The sequence below is a fragment of the Streptomyces sp. NPDC002676 genome, from assembly GCF_053592455.1.
The window spans coordinates 202,974-221,748 of sequence record NZ_JBSFVT010000011.1 but is presented as its reverse complement, the minus strand read 5'-3'; the positions used below and the strand labels follow the sequence as shown (position 1 = coordinate 221,748).

At 68.2% G+C, this 18,775-nt stretch carries 17 protein-coding genes and 2 pseudogenes; 8 read left to right on the top strand and 11 right to left on the bottom strand.

Annotated features, from left to right (window positions below):
* Positions 1–91: 91 nt before the first annotated feature.
* Positions 92–376 (top strand): hypothetical protein, encoded by a 285-nt coding sequence (locus ACWD3E_RS27935; protein ID WP_451390318.1) that lies wholly within the window; start codon positions 92–94, stop codon positions 374–376.
* Here the strand turns inward: ACWD3E_RS27935 and ACWD3E_RS27930 are convergent.
* The 3 genes from ACWD3E_RS27930 to ACWD3E_RS27920 all read right to left on the bottom strand — a co-directional run bounded on the left by ACWD3E_RS27930 (position 368) and on the right by ACWD3E_RS27920 (position 4,404).
* The gene (locus tag ACWD3E_RS27930; protein WP_451390373.1) at positions 368–1,120 is read right to left on the bottom strand and encodes an HAD family hydrolase; all 753 of its coding nucleotides are present in this window, start codon (positions 1,118–1,120) and stop codon (positions 368–370) included. The two genes, ACWD3E_RS27935 and ACWD3E_RS27930, sit on opposite strands and share 9 nt — an antisense overlap.
* A 704-nt stretch (positions 1,121–1,824) precedes the next feature.
* The gene (locus ACWD3E_RS27925) at positions 1,825–3,126 is read right to left on the bottom strand and encodes an MFS transporter (RefSeq protein WP_451390317.1); all 1,302 of its coding nucleotides are present in this window, start codon (positions 3,124–3,126) and stop codon (positions 1,825–1,827) included.
* A gap of 84 nt (positions 3,127–3,210) precedes the next feature.
* The gene (locus ACWD3E_RS27920; protein ID WP_451390316.1) at positions 3,211–4,404 is read right to left on the bottom strand and encodes a cytochrome P450; all 1,194 of its coding nucleotides are present in this window, start codon (positions 4,402–4,404) and stop codon (positions 3,211–3,213) included.
* Between the two features lie 1,082 nt (positions 4,405–5,486).
* Between ACWD3E_RS27920 and ACWD3E_RS27915 the strand changes: the two genes are divergently transcribed.
* The 3 genes and pseudogenes from ACWD3E_RS27915 (at position 5,487) to ACWD3E_RS27905 (ending at position 6,823) form a co-directional block, all read left to right on the top strand.
* Positions 5,487–5,687: a transposase gene (locus tag ACWD3E_RS27915; protein ID WP_451390315.1), complete on the top strand. Its 201-nt coding sequence runs from the start codon at positions 5,487–5,489 to the stop codon at positions 5,685–5,687.
* A gap of 340 nt (positions 5,688–6,027) precedes the next feature.
* Positions 6,028–6,270, top strand: a pseudogene (locus ACWD3E_RS27910) (hypothetical protein); the annotation flags it as partial.
* Between the two features lie 145 nt (positions 6,271–6,415).
* Complete coding sequence (locus ACWD3E_RS27905; RefSeq protein ID WP_451390372.1) at positions 6,416–6,823, top strand: helix-turn-helix domain-containing protein; 408 nt, start codon at positions 6,416–6,418, stop codon at positions 6,821–6,823.
* 29 nt (positions 6,824–6,852) lie between these two features.
* On the opposite strand, the gene ACWD3E_RS27900 is transcribed toward ACWD3E_RS27905, so the two are convergent.
* The gene (locus ACWD3E_RS27900) at positions 6,853–8,328 is read right to left on the bottom strand and encodes an MFS transporter (protein ID WP_451390314.1); all 1,476 of its coding nucleotides are present in this window, start codon (positions 8,326–8,328) and stop codon (positions 6,853–6,855) included.
* Between the two features lie 97 nt (positions 8,329–8,425).
* Here ACWD3E_RS27900 and ACWD3E_RS27895 point away from each other — a divergent pair, with 97 nt between their 5' ends.
* Complete coding sequence (locus ACWD3E_RS27895) at positions 8,426–9,436, top strand: Lrp/AsnC family transcriptional regulator (RefSeq protein ID WP_451390313.1); 1,011 nt, start codon at positions 8,426–8,428, stop codon at positions 9,434–9,436.
* A 69-nt stretch (positions 9,437–9,505) separates the two neighbouring features.
* Here the strand turns inward: ACWD3E_RS27895 and ACWD3E_RS27890 are convergent, their stop codons facing one another.
* Both ACWD3E_RS27890 and ACWD3E_RS27885 read right to left on the bottom strand, forming a co-directional pair.
* On the bottom strand, positions 9,506–9,637 hold the full coding sequence (locus tag ACWD3E_RS27890) for a hypothetical protein (RefSeq protein WP_451390312.1): 132 nt from the start codon (positions 9,635–9,637) through the stop codon (positions 9,506–9,508).
* 185 nt (positions 9,638–9,822) lie between these two features.
* Positions 9,823–11,409: a Na+/H+ antiporter gene (locus ACWD3E_RS27885; protein ID WP_451390311.1), complete on the bottom strand. Its 1,587-nt coding sequence runs from the start codon at positions 11,407–11,409 to the stop codon at positions 9,823–9,825.
* A gap of 927 nt (positions 11,410–12,336) precedes the next feature.
* Between ACWD3E_RS27885 and ACWD3E_RS27880 the strand changes: the two genes are divergently transcribed.
* Positions 12,337–12,852: a hypothetical protein gene (locus ACWD3E_RS27880; protein ID WP_451390310.1), complete on the top strand. Its 516-nt coding sequence runs from the start codon at positions 12,337–12,339 to the stop codon at positions 12,850–12,852.
* A 48-nt stretch (positions 12,853–12,900) separates the two neighbouring features.
* On the opposite strand, the gene ACWD3E_RS27875 is transcribed toward ACWD3E_RS27880, so the two are convergent.
* Both ACWD3E_RS27875 and ACWD3E_RS27870 read right to left on the bottom strand, forming a co-directional pair.
* Complete coding sequence (locus ACWD3E_RS27875; protein ID WP_451390309.1) at positions 12,901–13,806, bottom strand: TolB family protein; 906 nt, start codon at positions 13,804–13,806, stop codon at positions 12,901–12,903.
* A gap of 652 nt (positions 13,807–14,458) precedes the next feature.
* Positions 14,459–14,584, bottom strand: coding sequence for a hypothetical protein (locus ACWD3E_RS27870; protein WP_451390308.1), 126 nt, complete (start codon positions 14,582–14,584; stop codon positions 14,459–14,461).
* Between the two features lie 229 nt (positions 14,585–14,813).
* Here ACWD3E_RS27870 and ACWD3E_RS27865 point away from each other — a divergent pair, with 229 nt between their 5' ends.
* The gene (locus ACWD3E_RS27865) at positions 14,814–15,284 is read left to right on the top strand and encodes a cupin domain-containing protein (protein ID WP_451390307.1); all 471 of its coding nucleotides are present in this window, start codon (positions 14,814–14,816) and stop codon (positions 15,282–15,284) included.
* Positions 15,285–15,526: 242 nt separating this feature from the next.
* Here ACWD3E_RS27865 and ACWD3E_RS27860 read toward each other — a convergent pair whose 3' ends face one another.
* Positions 15,527–15,982 (bottom strand): VOC family protein, encoded by a 456-nt coding sequence (locus tag ACWD3E_RS27860; protein WP_451390306.1) that lies wholly within the window; start codon positions 15,980–15,982, stop codon positions 15,527–15,529.
* Positions 15,983–16,122: 140 nt separating this feature from the next.
* Between ACWD3E_RS27860 and ACWD3E_RS27855 the strand changes: the two are divergent.
* Positions 16,123–16,269 (top strand): annotated as a pseudogene (locus ACWD3E_RS27855) (transposase); the annotation flags it as partial.
* 254 nt (positions 16,270–16,523) lie between these two features.
* Here ACWD3E_RS27855 and ACWD3E_RS27850 read toward each other — a convergent pair.
* Together ACWD3E_RS27850 and ACWD3E_RS27845 are read right to left on the bottom strand one after the other, a co-directional pair.
* On the bottom strand, positions 16,524–17,888 hold the full coding sequence (locus ACWD3E_RS27850) for an FAD-binding oxidoreductase (protein ID WP_451390305.1): 1,365 nt from the start codon (positions 17,886–17,888) through the stop codon (positions 16,524–16,526).
* A gap of 3 nt (positions 17,889–17,891) precedes the next feature.
* Positions 17,892–18,767 (bottom strand): DAPG hydrolase family protein, encoded by an 876-nt coding sequence (locus tag ACWD3E_RS27845; RefSeq protein ID WP_451390304.1) that lies wholly within the window; start codon positions 18,765–18,767, stop codon positions 17,892–17,894.
* Between the last annotated feature and the right edge of the window lie 8 nt (positions 18,768–18,775).

Sequence of the window (18,775 nt, the reverse complement as noted above, 5' to 3'; positions counted from 1 at the left end):
TGACGGTCGACAGCAGGAGAGGTCACGAAGGATGACCCAAGAGGGCGGACGTACTGTTGATCTACGGCAACCATGCACAACTGTTCGAGGGGTGATCTCGTACAAATACCCTCAAGATCTGATCGATGCCCAGACGGAACTGGATGAGGTCCACGACGCCTTGAAGAACTGCTTCGGCAGTCCTCCAGGGCCAGTCGAACCAAGGAACACAGACGACGCCGCCACGGTCGCCCGGCTGCGGGCGCGGGCAGCCGAACTCGTCGGGAAGATCGTGGCTCACCGATTCTGGCGCGAGCTCGACCCCGCCGATGTGCCGACGGCATGGGATGCGCTCAGAAACAGCCGAGAGAGGCAATCGACGGCGTCGTCAACTTGAGTGGGGGTGTCTCGGAGTCCATTCGACGGTTGTCGGCCCCGTGGAGGTCGCGGCGTGTGGCTCGCTCACGCTGTGGGTGGCCCGGAGTTCCAGGGCCATGCTGACAGCCTCGGGCAGTGTGCCGGCCAGCGGAACGCCGGCGGCTTTCAGGTTCTCCGAGTGCTGTGAGCCTCCGGTGAACAGGATGACACCGGCAAGTTGGCAGGATTGAGCGGCGTACGCGTCGTCGAGGGTGTCGCCGATCGCGATGGCGTCCGCCGGTTCGACACCAAGGCGCTGGAGGTGCCGTCGCATGGCGCGTGCCTTGGTTCCGCCGGTGGGGCCGAGGCGGCCTTCGGCGGGACGGAAGAAGCTGCCGACGCCGAGAGCGGTGATCTCGGCGAGGAGAAGGTCGTGTGTGTGCAGGCTCAACAGGCTCTGGGTGCCGCCTGCGGTTTGCCAGTTGAGCAGGGCCTGACGTGCGCCGGGCATCAGGCGGCGGTAGTGCGGCAGCTGGCGGGCGTAGCTCTCCTGGTACACGCTGTCGAGGAGTTGCCATTCCACTGCGGTAGGCCGACGCCCCATCAGGACGGCGTAGAAGTCGGGTACGGGGACGCGGTAGGTTCGCCGGTAGGTGTCCATGTCGATGGCGGGCAGTCCGGCGGCGGCGAGGGATTCGTTGCATGCCACAAGCCTGGCTTGCTGATCCTGGAGGAGCGTCCCGTTCCAGTCCCAGATCAGATGGATTCTTTCGCGAAATGTCATGGTCATGCCCTGTCGGAGTCTTGTGTGGTACGGCCGTCGGCACAGATCGGAGTCAGCGGGTCCGGTAGTACCGCGCCGGTAGAAGGAGCGCTGGGTGTCAGCCGTAGTGATGGCGTGCCATCAGGTCGCCACTCCTGCGCGGATTAGCGCGCGCGTGCCGGCGGGACCGCGACCGTCATAGCCACGGCGGCCGGACGAGTGCGAAGGTCGTAGGAGCAACGGGAGGCATACTGCGGTCTGGCGCGGCGGTGGGTGATGCCGGCTGCTCGGCTGCTCGGCTGCCCATGGTGAAGACAGCGCGTGGTACACCGGCGTTGTACGGATGGTGGGTGCGGGCCACGCACGTGGCCGCGGCGTCGGTCCGACTGCCGGTCGTGACACCCGCAAGGGTGCGGCCGGGGTCCGGAAGCCCGGTGTGCACACTGGGCCGGGCTGGTTGGTCGGGGCCGTGCGGCCGGCACGGTGCAGGCCGTGCGACGGGCCGCCGGGAGCGGTCGGCGGCGGTGCATGCAGTCACCCGCGATCCGGCGAGGTCGAGGCCGGCGGCTGCGGTGGGGCCGCAGCCGGCGTGAGCCGGCGTGTGGCGGTGGCGAGGAGGAGGCGGGCGGATGAAGAGGCCGGAGCGGGCGGCGCCAGCCGTGATCGATGGCCCCTCATGACCACCTCCGCCGCTCTGCCTCATGCGTCTCTGCCGGGATCCGCTGTCAGTGCGCTTCATCAGATTGCACGTCAGTTCCCGCGGCCTCCCTGATGACGGAAGACCGCCGAGCCGAAGAAGGGGAAGGCGAAGCGGCGGTGTCAGCCTCACGTGTATGTCCCGGCGCCCCAAGCGCCGTGGTCCTGCCCGTAGTTCCCAGTAGCACTACGCCGCTCGCTGCCGCCGCCAAGAGCGTCGGTACCAGCAGGAAGGCGTGATGCATGCCGATTTTCTCGGCGATTACGCCAAGGGCCAGGGGCGCAACACCGAAAGAGAGCCCAAAGGCGTATTGCGTCCGGGCGGCAGCGAGGTCGGGACGGCCAGCCGAGGCCTCAACCGCCAGGTCCACGGCCAGCGGGTACTGGAGTGCGATACCGAGGCCGGTAATCCCCAGCCCGCTCACCGCCAACCAGGAAACGCTCGGGGCCCAGAAAACCACGAACCCCACAGCGGCTACGGCCATGACGGCGAGCAGGAGTCGCCTGCGGCCGTACCGGCCGGCCATCTGACCACCGATCAATCGGCCGACGAGAATCCCGCCGAACAACGCTGACGCAGCGGCCGCCGCAGAGCTTGCCGACATACCAGTCTGCACGCGCAACTCATCGGACATCCACAGCGACAAGCACACTTCGGTGCTGATGCACAGGACGATCACCGACCAGGCCAACCAGTACTGCTTGGGCAGCCTCCCGTGAGCACGCGCGCCCTGAGACGTCACAGACGTCGCAGGGGTGCGTGCCCCTCCCCCGGCCTTCGCCAGCACAGCGACCACGACCACCAGTGCGGCGGTGACGCCAAGGCCCGCCCGCCATCCGACGGCGGCGAGCATGAGCGGCGCGAGCAGTCCCATGCCGACGTTCGCCGCCATCGCCTCGCTGATCGCCGCGGGGCCGGCCTTGCCGTGGTGGTCGGCGAGGAAGGCGATGACACACCCGCTCAGGGTCGAGCCCGCCAGAGCCGCCAGAGCCGCACCTGACAACGTGCCGGCAAGATTGGGTGCCAAACTCAGCACGATGACGGAAACGGCGATGCCGGCGAATGCCAGCCACAATGTACGCCCCCGTCCGAGGCGCCGGACCAGGTACGGCAACGCGGCACCGCTGGCGAGTGTGCCGATTGCCATGGCGCTTCCATGCAACCCGGCGGCGGCTCGGTTGAGGTGAAATTCGTCGCGGATCATCGGCACTGCCGGACCGAATCCATACCCGAAATATCCCCAAACCGCAAACTGGCCGTAGAACAGCCAGGTCGGGCGGTCTCTGACCAGAGTGGCCGCAGTGTCGATCTCCTTGCGTCGACTACTCACGAGTCCACTGCGGCGCATGATTCTCCACCGTCCTCCGATAGACGCTTTCGCCCAGGGGCTTTTCTGTTCGTCGCAGAACACGGACTATCGCCGCTGCAACCTCACCGGCAGTTCCGCAAGGCGACGCAGCGTGGTCCTGCTGTGGCGAAGTTGCTGCGAAGACTCCTGCAGTGTGATTTCCGAGTAGCGGTCGAGCAGAGTGCGGAATACGACTTCACCGATGAGTTTGCCCATCCGGTAACCCAGACAGTGGTGGATTCCGTACCCGAATCCAAGATGGCTGACCTCGCCTCGTTCGACATCCAGCCGATCAGGGTGATCGAATTTCCTTGGATCGCGGTTGGCGCTTCCGAGACATAGCAGTATGACCCGTCCGGCCGGTATGCGGGTGCCGGCGATGTCGACGGCTTCCTTGGTGAACTTGTACTTCTCCAGCAGGGAGCCGTCGTAGCGGATGAGCTCGTCTATCGCGGGCGGAAGAAGTTCGGGGCGACGACGCAACACCGCCATCTGGTCAGGATTGCGCAGCAGTGCCAGCACGCCGTTCCCGATCATGGAAATCGCGCCATGAATTCCCGCCGTTATCAGCTCCGTACAGATTTCGGCGAGTTCGCCCAAGGACAACCGAGCCATGACGTCGGTGTCGTTCACCATGGCGCTGAACAGGTTGTCATCCGGTTCCCGCTGGTAGCGATCGGCCAACTCCGAGAGGTAGTCGGTCATCCGGCGGGCCGCGTCGGCTGCAGCATGTCCTGATTCGGGATCGTCGAAGGGCTGGAAGAAGGACGCTGTCAGTTCGTACAGCTCTCCGCGGTCCTCCACGGGCACGCCGAACAGATCACCGAGCACGAACAACGGTGGCTTCTCCAGGATGCCGATCAGGTCGACCTCATCCTCATCGATGCTGTCGATCCGGTCGGTGACGATCCGCTCGACGGCCGGTGCGAGGCCCTCGGTGCAGCGAGCCGCGAAGAACTTGGAGACAGCCCGACGTAGACGTGTGTGTTCCGGCGGATCGTTGCTCTCCAGCTTGAGAAACGGGGCAACATCGTTGCCGAAGTGTGCCGACAGTTCGGTCTGCACGAAGCGCGTCTCGTGGCTGAGTACGGGGTTGGCGAGGGCTTCGCAGCAGTCGTCGTAACGCGTCACCAGCCAGGTCTGGAGGGTGCCGCGCCACAACACGGGTACCACGGGCGCCTGTTCCCTCAGGTCGCTCATGAACCCATAGGGGTCGGCGTGCTGAGCGATGTCTGCGGGAAATTCGATCAGGTTACTCATCATGCTCCGCCATTCGTGTGGAATCGAGCGGCACCTCCATGAGCGCCGTCCGATGGAGATGCCAGGTGCACCGAGCCTGCGCCGGCGTGCAGCAGCACGGTGGCGTGTCCGTCGGTGGCAGTGCCGTCGAACTGGCGCACCGGTGCAGGGGCGGCATGGGCGCCATGACCTGTTCCGTTGCATGAGCGATCAGGTCAGAGGTTTTCGACCGCGCCCCAAGAACACCAGGCTGGCGCAGCGCCGTCGAGAGGAACGAGGCGGGCAGTCACATGCACAAGGAGCAAGATTGTGAGCCTGTGAAATTCGGTAGCCCGGAGCCTTGAGGACGCTACCGAGGGCTCTCCCAACCCGCTCGAAGGCGATCCCCGTCCCGCCCGGACACGGCGAGCGAGCCACGCGCGACGGTGGTCCCGATGCCGGTTGGGGTGCACCGGCTGCCTGCGGCCGACCGGCCCTCGGTGGACGGGCACGCCGACTCGCTGCGGACTCCAGCGTTCCGGCCGACGCCGCACCCGTGTGCGCGGTTCACAGGGGGGCGCGTACGGAGGGCATGGGGTGGGAACCGACGCCTCGCGCGTGCCCGTCGCACACGCTTGCCTCCCTCGGGACCGCTTCGCTTGACTGCCGTACCGCATCCAAGGCACGCATCCCAAGTCAGCAACGCGCAAGCGGAAGGGGAACCCGCTGTGCAAGATCCTTTCTTAATGGCCGACGTCTTGTCCCCCTGGGGGACTGTGATGCTTCGGGGCGCCGGAAGAGAGTCTGCCGACCAGGTCGGGGATCCCTGTGGAGCGGCCCGTGTTCAGCAAGCGGGCCGGGACTGTGACGGGCTGCCGACGGGGTGTGCGGCCCGCGCAAGGCCGTATTGGGCAAGCCCCGTGGCGGACTGCTGGGACCTGTCCGGGCGATCACCGTGACCGCCCCGTGCCGCGGTCGTTGTTGTGCGCATGGGGCGCGGCGATCTGACAGATGCCGAGTGGGAACGGTTGCGGCCGTTCCTGCCGGTGAGCAATGGCCGTTGTGGCCGATGGCGGGATCATCGACAGGTGATCGATGGGATCCTGCACCGGGTGTGAAGTGGGGTGCATCGGCGGGATCTTCCCGAGCGGTTCGGCCCCTGGAAGACCGTCTATCAACGCCACCGGCTGTGGTCGGCCGACGTCACGTGGGAGCGTCTGCTGCAGCAGGTCCAGGCCGCTGCCGACGTCGCGGGCGAGGTCGACTGGGCGAAACACCGTGGCAAAGCCTGCTCGCCCGGGTGGTGGAGGTGGTGCAGGAGGTGAGGGCCTGGGCCGCTCGCGAGGCGGGTTCATCAGCAAACTCCACCTGAGCGCGAACGGCCGCTGCGCCCGCTGTCCCTGGTCGGCACCGGCGGACAGCGGGCGGACTGCACACAGTTTCAGACGGTGCTGGCGAAGATCCGCGTGCCGCGGGTCGGTCCGGGCCGGCCCCGCACGAAGCCCGACAGCATCGCGGCCGACAAGGAATACAGCAACGGCCTGGCCCGTGCCGCGAGTACCTGCGGCGCCGGGGCATCCGGCACACGCTCCCGGAGAAGTCCGATAGCCAGGCCGTCAGGCGGCCGGTTCGAGGCCGACCGCCCCAACGAGCTCTATACGGGCGATGCCCTGCACGGGCCGCGGATCGACGGCCTCAAGACCTACCTCTTCGCCTTCATCGACGACCATTCCCGGGCGGTGGTCGGCCACCGCTGGGGCTTCGCCGAAGACAGAGAACGGCTACCACCGCCGGAAACACCCGTCCGATCTGGTGGAGGCTTTCCGCTGGTCCGAGCACCGCACGGTCGCCAAGACCGGCACGGTCTCCCTGCACGGCAACCGCTACCAGGTCGACCCGCAACTGGTCGGCCGCAAGGTCGAGTTGGTCTTCGACCCGTTCGACCTGACCTTCCTCCAGGTCCGCGTCGACGGCGCCGACGCCGGCACCGCGCTGCCGCTCCGGATCAGGCGCAACAACCACCCCCAAGGCCAAGTCCGAGGTCCCGGCCGAACTGCCCAAGCCGACGACCGGCATCGACTACCTCGGGCCGATCGACCGCGCACACGCCACCGACCTGTCGACCAAGGTCAACTACGCGCTTGCTGTCCGAGCTGCACGGCTTCTTCGCAGCCTGCACCCCGGATGTCGACGCGGCCCTGTCCAGGCACTTCGGCGAAGAAACCGCCGTCGACAAGGACGGGCTCACCTCCGCGCGGGCCCGGGGCGGGTCGGCGGGCGCCGCCCGAAGCTCACCGAGGAGCAAGCCGCGCTCGCCCAACGGCTCTACGCCGAGCGGGAGAAGACCGTCCAACAGATCGCCGACATGTTCGGCGTCCCGCGATCGACGGTGTACGGGCGCCTCGACAAGGCCAAGACCGTCCCCCGTCAGCCCAAGAAGGTCGTGGTCACGAAGCCCTGATGGGGTTACGGCCCTCCGCTCCAAAGCTGTCACCTGGCCGTGGCATCGGGAACGACGGGCTGATCCGGGCTCGTGGGCGATGGGCGCCGCCGCGGGAGCATCATGGCCGTGGTCACTGCGGTGGCGAGGATGAGCGCGGCGGCGAGGCAGAAGGCGTTGCGGGCGCCGGTGAGCGCGGCGGCGGCCGGGGTGGGGTCGCCGGGCGCGGCGTCATGGAAGAAGAGGCTGCCGAGCAGGGCGACGCCGAGAGTGCCGCCGAGTTGCTGCACCGCGTTGAGCAGGCCGGCGGCGGAGCCCGTCTCGTGTGGGCGGACTCGATGTAGGGCGGTGGTGAAGAACGGCACGGCGTACAGGCCCTGACCGATCCCGGCCATGGCCAGCGCGGGCAGCAGCAGCCAGGGGTAGGAGGCGGGCGGGCTGGTGGCGTACACCGCGGCGGCCGATACGACTCCGGCGAGCAGGGCCAGCAGGCCGGCGCTCATGACCCGGGCCCCGTACCGGGGTATGAGCCAGGCGCCGGCGGCCCAGGAAGACAGCGCCATCGCCGCGGACCAGGGCAGCAGCGTGAAGCCGGCCGAGAGGACGTCGCGGTGCAGGCCCAGCTGCATCTGCATCACGGCCACCAGCATCAGACCGCCCACCACAGAGAAGAACAGCACGCTGGACACCAGCGCGGCGGTGAAGCCGCGGTCGACGAACAGGCCCGGCTCGATGAGCGGGCTGCGGCCCCTGCGGGCCCGCCGCCGTTGATGTGCGGCGAAGCCCGCCAGCACCGCGCCGCCAGCGGCGAGCATGGCCCAAGACCAGCCCGGCCAGCCATATGCGCCGCCCTGGATGAGCGGATAGACCAGCAGGCTGCTGCCCAGGACCGCCAGCACCGTGCCAGTGTGGTCCAGCCGCGGCCGGAGCGCGGCACGGTCCTCGTGCAGCAACGGGCTGGCCGCCAGCACGGCGGCACCCAGCGGAACGTTGACGAGGAAGACCGCGCGCCAGGAGGAACCCAGCACATCCGCTTGGGTCAGCGCGCCGCCGACCACCGGGCCGGTGACCGCGGCAAGCCCCATGACCGGGCCGATGGTGCCCATGGCCCGCGCCAGTTCTGGGCCGGCGAACATGGCACGGATCATGCCGATGGTCTGCGGGATGATCAGCGCTGCCGCCGAGCCCTGCACCGCCCGCAGCGCGATCAGCGCCGCCGTGGACGGTGCGAGCGCGCACCCCAGTGAGGCCAGGATGAAGCCGGCCATGCCGAGGCGGAACACCCGCCGCCGGCCGACGATGTCACCCAGCCGCCCGCCGGTGATCAAGAAGACGGCGAACGGCAAGGTATACGCGGCACTGAACCACTGGATGCTGGCGGCAGGGCCGCCCAAACCGGCGCGGATCACGGGGGCGGCGACGGTCATGATGGTGGCGTCGAGGAGGTTCATGGCCTCGGCGACCAGCAGCACGGCGAGTGCGGCCCAGCGCCGCTGCGGGGACGGGGTGGTGGTGGAGTACGACATGCGCCCGAGAGTGCGCGCTGCCGCCGGGGCACCTCCACTTTGGGCGGCTGGATTGCTGAATCATTCCATTGGAACGTCTCTCATGCATGATTTTCACATGTTGGACGACATCGACCGTGGTCTCATCCACGCCCTGCGCATCGACGGGCGGGCGCCGTTCAGCGCGATCGCCGACGTCCTCGGCGTCTCGGCGCAGACGGCCTCCCGCCGATACCGGCGGCTGTGTGCAGACGCTGCGCTGCGGGTGGTCGGCCTGGCCGAGCCGCAGCGCAGCGGCCTCACCCAGTGGCTGCTGCGGCTGACCACGGGCCCGCGCGCCGCCCAGGACCTTGCCGACGCGCTGGCCCGCCGCGCCGACACCTCCTGGGTCAAGCTCGCCTCGGGCGGCACCGAGATCGTCGCGATCGTGCACACCTCCACCGCCGACGGGCCCGCCGGACACGCGCTGCTGTTGCACGACATCCCGCGCACGGCCGGCATCACCGCGGTCTCCGCACACTGCGTGCTGCACACCTACCTCGGTGGGCCCACCGCCTGGTCCGGCCATCAACAAGCCCTCGACGCCACGCAGCAGTGCCGCCTGCGCACCGCCGTAGCTGATACGGCTCCTGTCACCGCCGCTTCTGGGGTGCGGGCGGCTCTTACCGATGCCGATTCCGACCTGCTCGCTGCCCTCCAGCGCGACGGTCGGGCAAGCCTGAGCAGCCTGGCCGCGGCCACCGGCTGGTCGCCCGCCACCGTCGCGCGCCGGCTGGAGCAACTGCGGGCCGACGGCCAGCTCTTCTTCGACGTGGAACTCGACTCCACCCTGCTGGGCGTCGCCACGCAGGCGCTCCTGTGGATGGCCGTCGCCCCCGCTCACCTCGACCAGGTCGCCCGCGCCCTGGCCCGGCACCCCGAGCTGGCCTACGTGGCCGCCGTCACCGGCCCCCACAATCTCACCGCCCATGCCCTGTGCCCCGACCCGGCGGCGCTGCACCGCTACCTGACCGAACGCCTGGGCACCCTGGAGGCGATCCGGACCCTGGAGACCGCGCCCGTGCTGCGCACGCTCAAAATGGCAGGACCGCTCCTGGCCACCGGCAAGCCGCCCATGCGCCGCCGTTAGAGGTCGTGTCATCAAGGCCGCGAAGTCAGGCGGGACCCTCCGAGGCCCCGTTGCACCGCCAGTCTGCCGTCAGCCCGTCCACACGGCCCTCGCTCGTCCGGCCAGGGGGTGCTGACCGGGGATGTCGAGGATTGGCTCGACCGCGGCGAGCTCGCCGACGGTGGTCGCTGCCCCGTCGATGCGGTGCCGGTGCTCGTCCATCCGGACGGCAAGTTTGTAGACGCCGGACTGGGCCTGGGCGAGGGTGACCGGTGCGCCGGTCCATTCATCGTCGGCTGGAGTACGCCCGCATGATCTTCGCTACGAGGAGCAGTGTCAGCGAGTTCAGCACATGAGGTGCATGGTGGCCCCCGTCAGTGTATGGATGCGGTTACTGAAGCCGGCAGTCAGTCTCGGGGGCGGAGGCTGGCTTCTTCGAGGTCGAGTTCGTGTTGGATCCGGCGCCGGGTGGCGTTGCTGATCTTGTTCGCTTCGTAGAGGCGCTGGAGCTCGGCCAGCTCGATGGCGATGAGTGTCCGGCGTATCTCGCGGTAGGCGTCGGCAGGACGAGCGTCCGGGTCGCTGTAGTGGGCGTCCTCAACCTGGTGGATGCGCGCTTCCAGATGACGACGGGCCTGTATCAAGGCGGCCTCGGCGGCGGTACCCAGATCGGCGAGCTGATCCAGATCGCCCAGCAGTTTGAGCTCGTCCAGAGCGGCCTTGGCGATGTGTCGGCGGGTCCGGGCCTCCTCGCGGGCGGTGTGCTCCGGTTCCAGAGCGATGCCGGAGCGGCGGACGACAGGGGCCAGGGTGAAACCCTGGAAGATGAGAGTGAGCGCGACGGTCCCCGTGGTGAGTGTGAGAACGAGTGCCCGGTGCGGCAGCGGCGCCCCTGTGTGGGTGACCAGGGGGATGGAGAGCGCGGCTGCCAGCGGCATGACGCCTCGGGTGCCCGCCCAGGACAGGACGGCCGGAACGCGCCAGGACAGGCGGTTGTCACCCTCCATGTGCCGGTGGTGGATCAGGGCGGACAGCGGGAAGATCCACAGCAGGCGGATCGCCAGCAGAGTGAAGGCGATCACCGGCACCCACAGCGGCCAGCCGTGCTCGTCGCGCGCGAGATGACGGACCGCCCAAGGGAGCTCGAGGCCGATCAGGGCGAAGACGACGCTCTCCAGCAGAAAGGTCAAGGTGTCGTAGACGGCGTGGACCTGGAGGCGGACGCGGGCGTTGCTGAGCTTGTGGCCGGTGCTGCCGAGGACGACCCCGGCCACGATGACGGCGGTCACGCCGGAGGTGTGCGATTGCTCCGCAATGACGTAGGAGGCGTACGGAGCGACCAACGCGATCACGGTCTCCAGCATGGGGTCGTCGGTCCGTCTGTGGATCAGGGTCACCACTGCGGCGACCGCCGCCCCGATGAGGGCTCCCCCGCCTGCAAGGACCAGGAACTCCTCAACGGTCCCGGGCACACTGATGGCGCTGCCGGACACCGCGGTGGCCACGGCGACCTTGTACAGGACCAGTGAGGTGGCATCGTTGAACAGGCTTTCCGCCTGCACCATGGCCTGCACGCGCGGTGGGAGAGACAGGCGTCGGCCGAGCGCGGTCACGGCCACGGGGTCGGTGCTGGCCAGCACAGAGCCGAGGATGAACGCGGTCGCGGCCGTGAGCGGGGTGATCGCGCGGGCCACGTACCCGACGGCGATGGCCGAGGCGAGGACCAGGCCGAAGACCAGGCCGGTCACAGGCCGCCACACGGTGCGCAGGTCGCGGACGGAGATTTCGCCGGCCGAGGCGTAGAGCAGCGGTGGCAGCACCAGCACGTTGATCACGTGAGGCGGCAGGCGCACCTCGGGAACCCAGGGCATCAGCCCCACGACCAGACCCACCACCACAAGGAGCGAGGGGGCGGGCAGGCTCCAGCGCCGGGCACCGGTCGCCACGGCTGTGGCCACGACCACCAGCAGCAAGACGACGATCAAGCCGGTCATGGAGCGTCCTCGGTGGATTACGGCTTGTTGCCCCCCTCTGGCCAGGTGCTTTACCAACGTAACGGACCTCGGGCGGTGATGCAGCCGACATGGAGCAGCAACGTCGAGTGCCTCAGCAGCTCTACACCCGGCGGCACGCACGGCCCGGCGGCGTCAGCGGGCCCGCATGCTGCGGACAGAGCCGGTGAGGGGTGCCGGCGTCGCCTTTGGCGGGGAGCGGCTCGGCGTTCTGGTTGCGCCCATCACCGTCTGAACCGGATCATCATGCGACTGGCCGGCGGCGAGGATCTGGACCCCGACTGGATCTCGTTCGTCAAGGTCTTCAAGCACACACGACGCAGCGTCGTCCTCCAGGCTGTTCATGAAACGGATGGCCACGAAAGTCGTGCGCAAGCTCGACAACCGTCTCCGGCGGCTGTGCGAGGCGGACCGCTACACCCGCCATCCGGTCTCGCAGTACATCGTGGGGCGGTCCGCGTCCCACGGGGTCGCGAGCTCAGATCACGACCGCATCGACGCAGTCCGCGGCCGACTGCCCCTTGCGCTGGAGCGCTTCCGGCGTGCGCCAAGACCACCTGTGGCCACCTGGCCCTCGGCGCCCTCAAGCTCGCCGGCGCCACGAACGTCGCCTCCCGTCTCCGCCGCAGCGCCCGCAACTTACACCGCCCACCCGCACTGCTTGGGCTCACGTGATGACCAAACAGAAATCACGCGACTACCCGAAGCCGACGCGCCGTCGCGGATCGCGTCCTGGCCCGGCTGCGCGGGTGGGGACTACGGCGTGCCCGACGGCAGTCGACCCGCCGCGGGAACGACCCCGTTGTGGTGCCATGAAGCAGGGCCTGGTAGGGATGGGTTGTGCGATTCGAGAGTGTTCCCATGCCGGCGGGGGTTGCGGCGCGGCCAAGGGACATACGGGGGTATCCGGTGCCGGCGATCACTCCGTGGGAGGGGGACGAGCCACAGTTCGCGCTGACCGACTACGAGCGCAGCGCCCAGTGCGCGGGGAAGCGGTTGTGCTCGGTGTGCAACCAGGGCATGCCGCAGGGGCCGGTGTGGCGTGTGCTGGGGGCCGCGGAGAGTGCGGCGATCGGCGAGGCCTTGGCTGCCGGGCAGCCGTATCGCAATCTCGCGCCGACTCTGGAGGGTCCGGGGCACCGCGCGTGCATGCTGTACGCCTCGATGGTGTGCCCGTACCTGGCCCGGCCCAACGCCCGGCGCGGGCTGTCGGCGGACCGGCCGGACGAGCTGACCTCGCATGTGGTGCGGGGTGCCGCCCGGGGATCCATGGGCGCGGTGGTGGGGTTCGCGGAGTACGAGTACGCCATCACCAGCAGCCAGGTGCTGTTCCGGTTCCTCGACGTCATCGAGTTCCTGCCGCACGACACGGCCGACGCGCACCTGGAAGAACTGCGGGCCGAGCTTGCCCGCACGGCGCGGTGACTCGCACCGCGCTGCGCGGACTCGCTCGGCCCACCCTGTCGGCCGAGGTCAGGGTCGGTACGCCGCCAGGCCGACAGTCGTCGTGACCTTCGTCGGGTGGCCCGTGCCGTCGGAGGGCAGGGTCACCGTCCCGGCGGGGGTGCGCGCCGCGAGCGTCTTACCATCGGGGGACCAGGCCGGCTCGGTGTAGTCGGTGGTGGCGTGCGGGGTGAGGTCCTTGATGTGGGCGCCGTTGTCGAAGTTCTCGACGAAGAGGTGGTCGTGGCCGGCGACCGAGCGGACGAAGACGATCTCCTCCTCGTTGGGCGACAGGGCCGGCTGGGAGCCCTTGGTCAGCTTGCCGCCCTGCTGGCGGATGTAGTCGTCACGGATGTAGACGTCGCCGGTGTTGGTGTTGGCGTAGACCGAGGTGCCGTAGTGGCCGGCGGCGTTCGGCCAGACGTTGCCGGTCTGCGGCAGCGCCGGCGAGTCGAGCTCGGCCGACAGGGGCAGCAGCTTGGGCGTGCCGTGGACGGCCTTGGCGGAGACGTACTTCAGGCGGGACACGCCGTTGGCGCGCGCCGCGAAGATGAGGTTGTTCTTGGCAGGGATGCCGGTCTGCGTGTCCTTCGCGGTCACCTGCCAGGTGGGGTGGGACCAGTTCTGGTCGCCGGGGTTCTTGGCGACGACCACACGACCGCTGCCGTCGGGGTTGGCGACGTCCAGGTTGCCGGAGCCGTCGACGAAGGCGGCCTTGGTACCGCTCGGAGACCAGGCGAGGTCCCGGACGGGTACCCCGAAGTTGACCTTGTGACCGTTGATCAGCACGTACTTGGTGCCGTTGCTGATGGTCAGGGTGCCGTGCGAGGCGCCGGTGGCGGCCGAGGCGGCACCGGAGGTGCCCAGCAGGGCGGTGCCGGTGACGGCCGCGGCCACGGCGATCGCAGCAGCGGTGGTACGGGTGCGTGTGGTCATGACTGATTCCCCCAGGAACGTCGACAGTGGGTCGGTCCATCAACGCCAGAGCCGATCCGCCATTCCCCCGGGGCCGTGAGGGCCACACAGCAGCCTGCCGCTCTGTTCGCAAGCAGAGCCTGTCACGCCTCGATCTTGGAACGGTTCGTTCGGTGTCACAGGGGCGTAACACGGCGAGGGTGCCGGACGGCACCGACGGGCCCTGCTCCGTCAGAGGAGGGCCTCGCGCGCAGCCGCGTCGTGACGAGACCGGAGGGGTTGCGGCGGTTGGACGTGAGTGAGCCCTGCAGTTGGCGGCCGAGCGCTTCGCCTGGCGGATGTGAGCGGCAGCGTATTCGGTTGTGGGGAACAAAGTCTGTACCTGTCCGACGGCGGCACGGAGGTGTTCATCGACGTGCTGATGCTGGCTGTATCTGATCTTGCTAATGATGTGCGGGATTCGTACCGGTCGGCACCCCTCGCCGCGCGGGAGGCTTCCCCGGACCTGAGGAACGTGCGGTGGCCGCATGCTCACGGCATCGGATCCTTGGCGCGCTCCCGTACTGGGACGGGTGTTTCCTCTGTACCAGGCCCTCTTGAGCATTCAGTTGGCGAAAGCAGCCAACTGTGGGGCTCAGTCACATTGAATGTACCCGCGCCTGCGCGCCCTCGGTTACAGGCGGTTGATGATGGTGCCGGCCTGGACGCCGGTCTCACCGCCCGTGATAGCCGCCCCCACGGCGACGAGCGCGGTGACAGCGAACGCGGCAGCCAGCACTGCACCGATGAACTTCTTCACGAGCCGGAGTACAACCGCGGGTTCGGCCGGCTCTAGATGTCGTCGAAGCGGGTCATCTGCGTGGCGCACCCGATGCGTGCTGGTTGCGATCCTTGGCCACCAGGATGCCTCCTTATACGGATGAGGCAGGCATGGCGCATTACGCCGCCGGTTGGGAAGACCGCCGGTGCCTCCGCGCTGACCGCGGCATTCCGGGCCACCTGGCATTGCACACAGGGACAATGCGTCCATGACCGATGATCAGTCCCTCATACGCACCCGTCCGCTGCTGCGCCGTCCCGAGGACGGTGAGCTGATAGACGTTGCCGGTGTCGCACACTTCTTCCGGCTCACCGGCGAGCACACGGACGGGCGCTTCGCGTTCGAGGAGTTCGTCCTCGCCCCCGGCACCATCGGTGCCAGACCGCACGTGCACGAAGGACACGACGAGTACTTCTACGTCCTGGAGGGCGAGTTGACCCTCCACACCGGAGACGGAGAGGTGACGGCAGGCGCCGGGCATCTGCTGGCGGCGACCCGGCGTACTCCGCACGGCTTTCGCAACGCCGGCACGGCCCCGGCGCGCGCCCTGTGCCTCTACACCCCGGCCGGCTACGAAGACTACTTCCGTGACGTCCACGCCGCGGTGAGCGCCGGAGCCGAGGCCACGGAGGAGTTGCTGGCCGAATTCCGCAGCCGCTACCGGACCAACTCCTTCTGAAAGAGCGTATTGTCCCGCCCAGGGCGGGGCGCCAGGATTGGCGTCCCGCCCTCTGTCCTCGGCCAGCGCGCTCGTATCGCACGATGGCTTCGGCCAGGTGCCTAACCGATTCCGGTGACCTGCAGGGTGGTGATGCCGGCACAGACGGCGTTCTTGAGGGTCGGTGCAGGACGTCGGGATCAACCGTCTGAGGCGGCACCACGCCGTGGCGCCCCGCTATGACAAACTCGCGTCACGGGGTTCTAGACGACGCAGAATTCGTTGCCCTCGGGGTCCTGCAGAACGACGGCGTAGTGCTCCATGTCCGGCTCATCCATGATCCGCAGCACGGTGGCACCGGCCTTGGTGAGCCGTTCCACCATGGCGGTGACCCGCTGAGCGCGGACCGCCAACGGGACCTCACGCCCTCCGCCCACCTTCAGGTCAAGGTGCACCCGGTTCTTGGTGACCTTCGGCTCGGGGACCTGCTGGAACCACACCCGCGGCCCCTGTCCCGCAGGATCGATGATCGACTCCGGCACCTCCCCGGCACCGGCGGGCAACTCCTCCTCGGGCACCCCCATCCCGGCCCAATACTCCCGCCACGTGGAGTGCCCGCCCGGCGGAGGCTCTGGAACGTACCCCAGAGCCTCGGCCCAGAAGCTCACCAGCCTCTGCGGGTCAGCACAGTCGATCACCAGTTGCAGCGTCATCTCCATACCCGAAGGATGCCAGGCAGGTCTGACAGGGCGGTTCGTGAGCGTTCGGCCGGATCTGTTGTCGCCCGATGGTGTGGGAGTGGAGCGAGGTCTGCTGGTTCCGCAGCCGGCGATCTGGGCGAGGTGAGTGCCCGGGCAGCAAGATCCTCGGCATCGACGTCGCCACCGCCACCGCCGAGGACGGGGCCGGCTGGCTCGCCTTCCTGCGCTCGCTCGTCGCCCGCGGCCTGACCACCCTCCAGCTGGTCATCGAAATCGGCCCAGCCCTGGGTGGCCTCGCTGCTGCGGGGTTTCCCAAAGCTCAGCAGGTTGCGGGCGTAGTGCGTGCGACAGCGTTGCCAGGACGCGCCGGACGCGTTTGTCCGGGTGGATGCGCTGACCCAGAAGGTCCGCGAAGGCGGCGGCCGGTCCCCCGTTGGGGGGAAGACCACGCCATGCCGTGGGTGGATGGCTCTCGTACGGCCATCTCGGCAGAGTGATGACATGAGTCTCCGACACCGCGATGGCCCGCCGCTCCAACACGGCCTCCGCCTCGACCAGTTCAGCCAAGAGCGTTGGTGCCCGGCTCGGGGCGGCCGAGCCAGGAGATGAAGAGGCCGTCCGGATCCCAGGTGGCGCGGAGGTCGTCGAGGCGTCGGAGGTTCTCGTCGGTCACGAAGCGGTAGGGGCGGTTGATCAGGTTCTCGTCGGCCAGCTGGATGCCGCTGGCGTACGGCTCCCAGACTCGCATGTGCTCGGTCACCCAGTCCGTGTACTTCCGGTCGTCGGCCGGATCGGACCAGGCCGCGTACAGCCCGTAGTACAGCTCGTCTTCCACCGAGAAGGCCATCGGCGGGCGTTCGGGCTGTCCCTCATATCCTCCCCAGTTGTACAGCACCATGTGCGAGGGTGCCGGAGGCCAGGACTTCAGCATGGCCTCGAAGTTGGGCCAGAGGTCGTCGAAGGAGGCATGGGTCCACATGTTGTCGGCCAGATAGCGCTTGGTCTCGTCGTAGTGCGGATCGGTGCCGAAACGACTCAAGGTGCCGGTGTCCGTCACCTCGTTGAGCCGCGTGGTCAGCACCTGAGCGCGTGACGGGCAGGACTCGAAGACCGACAGCTGCTCCCTGGCCTCCTCCTCGGTGTCGGTGAAGGCGGTGACGTTGAGGGAGATGAGCGGCTCGTCGTTCGTCATCGGATCGCGGTTGCACATGAGATTGATCTCTGCAGGCGCCCGACGGCCGATCTCGTGCACGAAGCCGTAGACGTCACGCGCGGCCGAGGCAGGCCAGAAGTAGCCGCTGTTCATCGTGATCCGCTTGCGCGGGTGGAGCTTGACGTAGAACCGGGTGACGACGGCGAAGAAGCCCGGACCAGCGCCTCGGGCGGCCCAGAGCAGGTCGGCGTTCCGGGACTCGTCGGCGTGGATCCGCTCCCCGTCGGCAGTGACCGCGTCGATGCCGATGACCGACATGCAGGCCGGTCCGTAGTCCCGCCCGGCCCAGGCGAATCCGCCCTGCAGCAGATAACCGCCGATGGCGACGCCCGTGCAGTGACCCGTGGGGAAGAACAGGTCCTTCTCCGCCAGCAGCGAGTTGAGCTCCGACCCCTTGACGCCGGGCTGGGCAGTGCCGGTCATCGCCTCCATGTCGACGGTCACATGGCGCAGATTCGAGAGGTCGATCAGCACCGTGCCGTCGCGCAGGTGCGACCCGGACCAGCTGTGGCCGCCGGAACGCACCGCGATCTGCAGGCCTTCCTCCCTGGCCAGCTTCACCGCTCCGACGACGTCGTCCTCGTTGTTCGCCAGCACGATCACCTCGGGACAGCGGTCCGGGACCCCCGAGTGCCAGCAAGCTTCACGGCGCAGGCTCTCGTAGCGGTAGTCACCGCGTCGCAGCACCCTGCCCTCGATATGATTAGCCATTTTTCACACCTGTTCACGGCGTTTGAACTCGTCGAAGATGTCCGGCAGGAACACGGCGAGGTGGTTCATCTCCTGCGAGCAGTGCACGACCATGGCGCGGGCCTGCCCGTCTCCGAGATTTCTCACGGCTTCCGCGGCCTTTTCGAGTTCACCGGTCAGGGAGGCTCCTCCGCGGCAGGCGACGTGATTCCCGCCCATCCAGAAGCGCGAACGCATCTCGGCGCCATCGTTCACCCGGCGCACGTAATGGACCAGATGGCCCCAGTCGAGTGGGACATGCGAGAATCCGACTCTCGCGCAGATCGCAGTCGCCTTCTCCGGATCGAGCCTGTCCTCGCTGAATCCCGGACTGCTGGGACGGACGAAGCGAATAGCGAGCTCACCCAGCACGTTACCGACGTACTCGTCGACGAACGACGTGCCGCCGACATACCTCTCACGGTAGGAAGCGCTCCGGTCCGCGGTGCCGCCGGACCATTCCGCGTACAGGTGGGCACGTGGGTACCACAGCTTGTACCGCTCGGTCTCCCTGGTGTGCCACCAGAACCACCAGTCCATCATGTCCGGGGACACCCTCGGCATATGAGTTGATACGGCGATGTGCATGGAGCCGTCGTCGAAGAGGCTGTATCCGTTCTCGAGATCCTGATGGCCGGACTCGCTCAGTGTTCCCGCGTCGTCCAGGTTCAGACACAGAGGGGGCGCCTGCGGACCGAGATCGATCGCCTCCTTGATGTGCTCCGGCAGTGGAGCCATCACCGGGTTCCAGTACTTCGCATACCACTTGCCGTCGAGTTCGCCAGGCCGCATTCCCAGGTGGGTCCGACGGTCGGGATCGGGACGTGGTTCTGTCATGGGCTCGGTCATGGGCTCGGTCATGGGCCGGC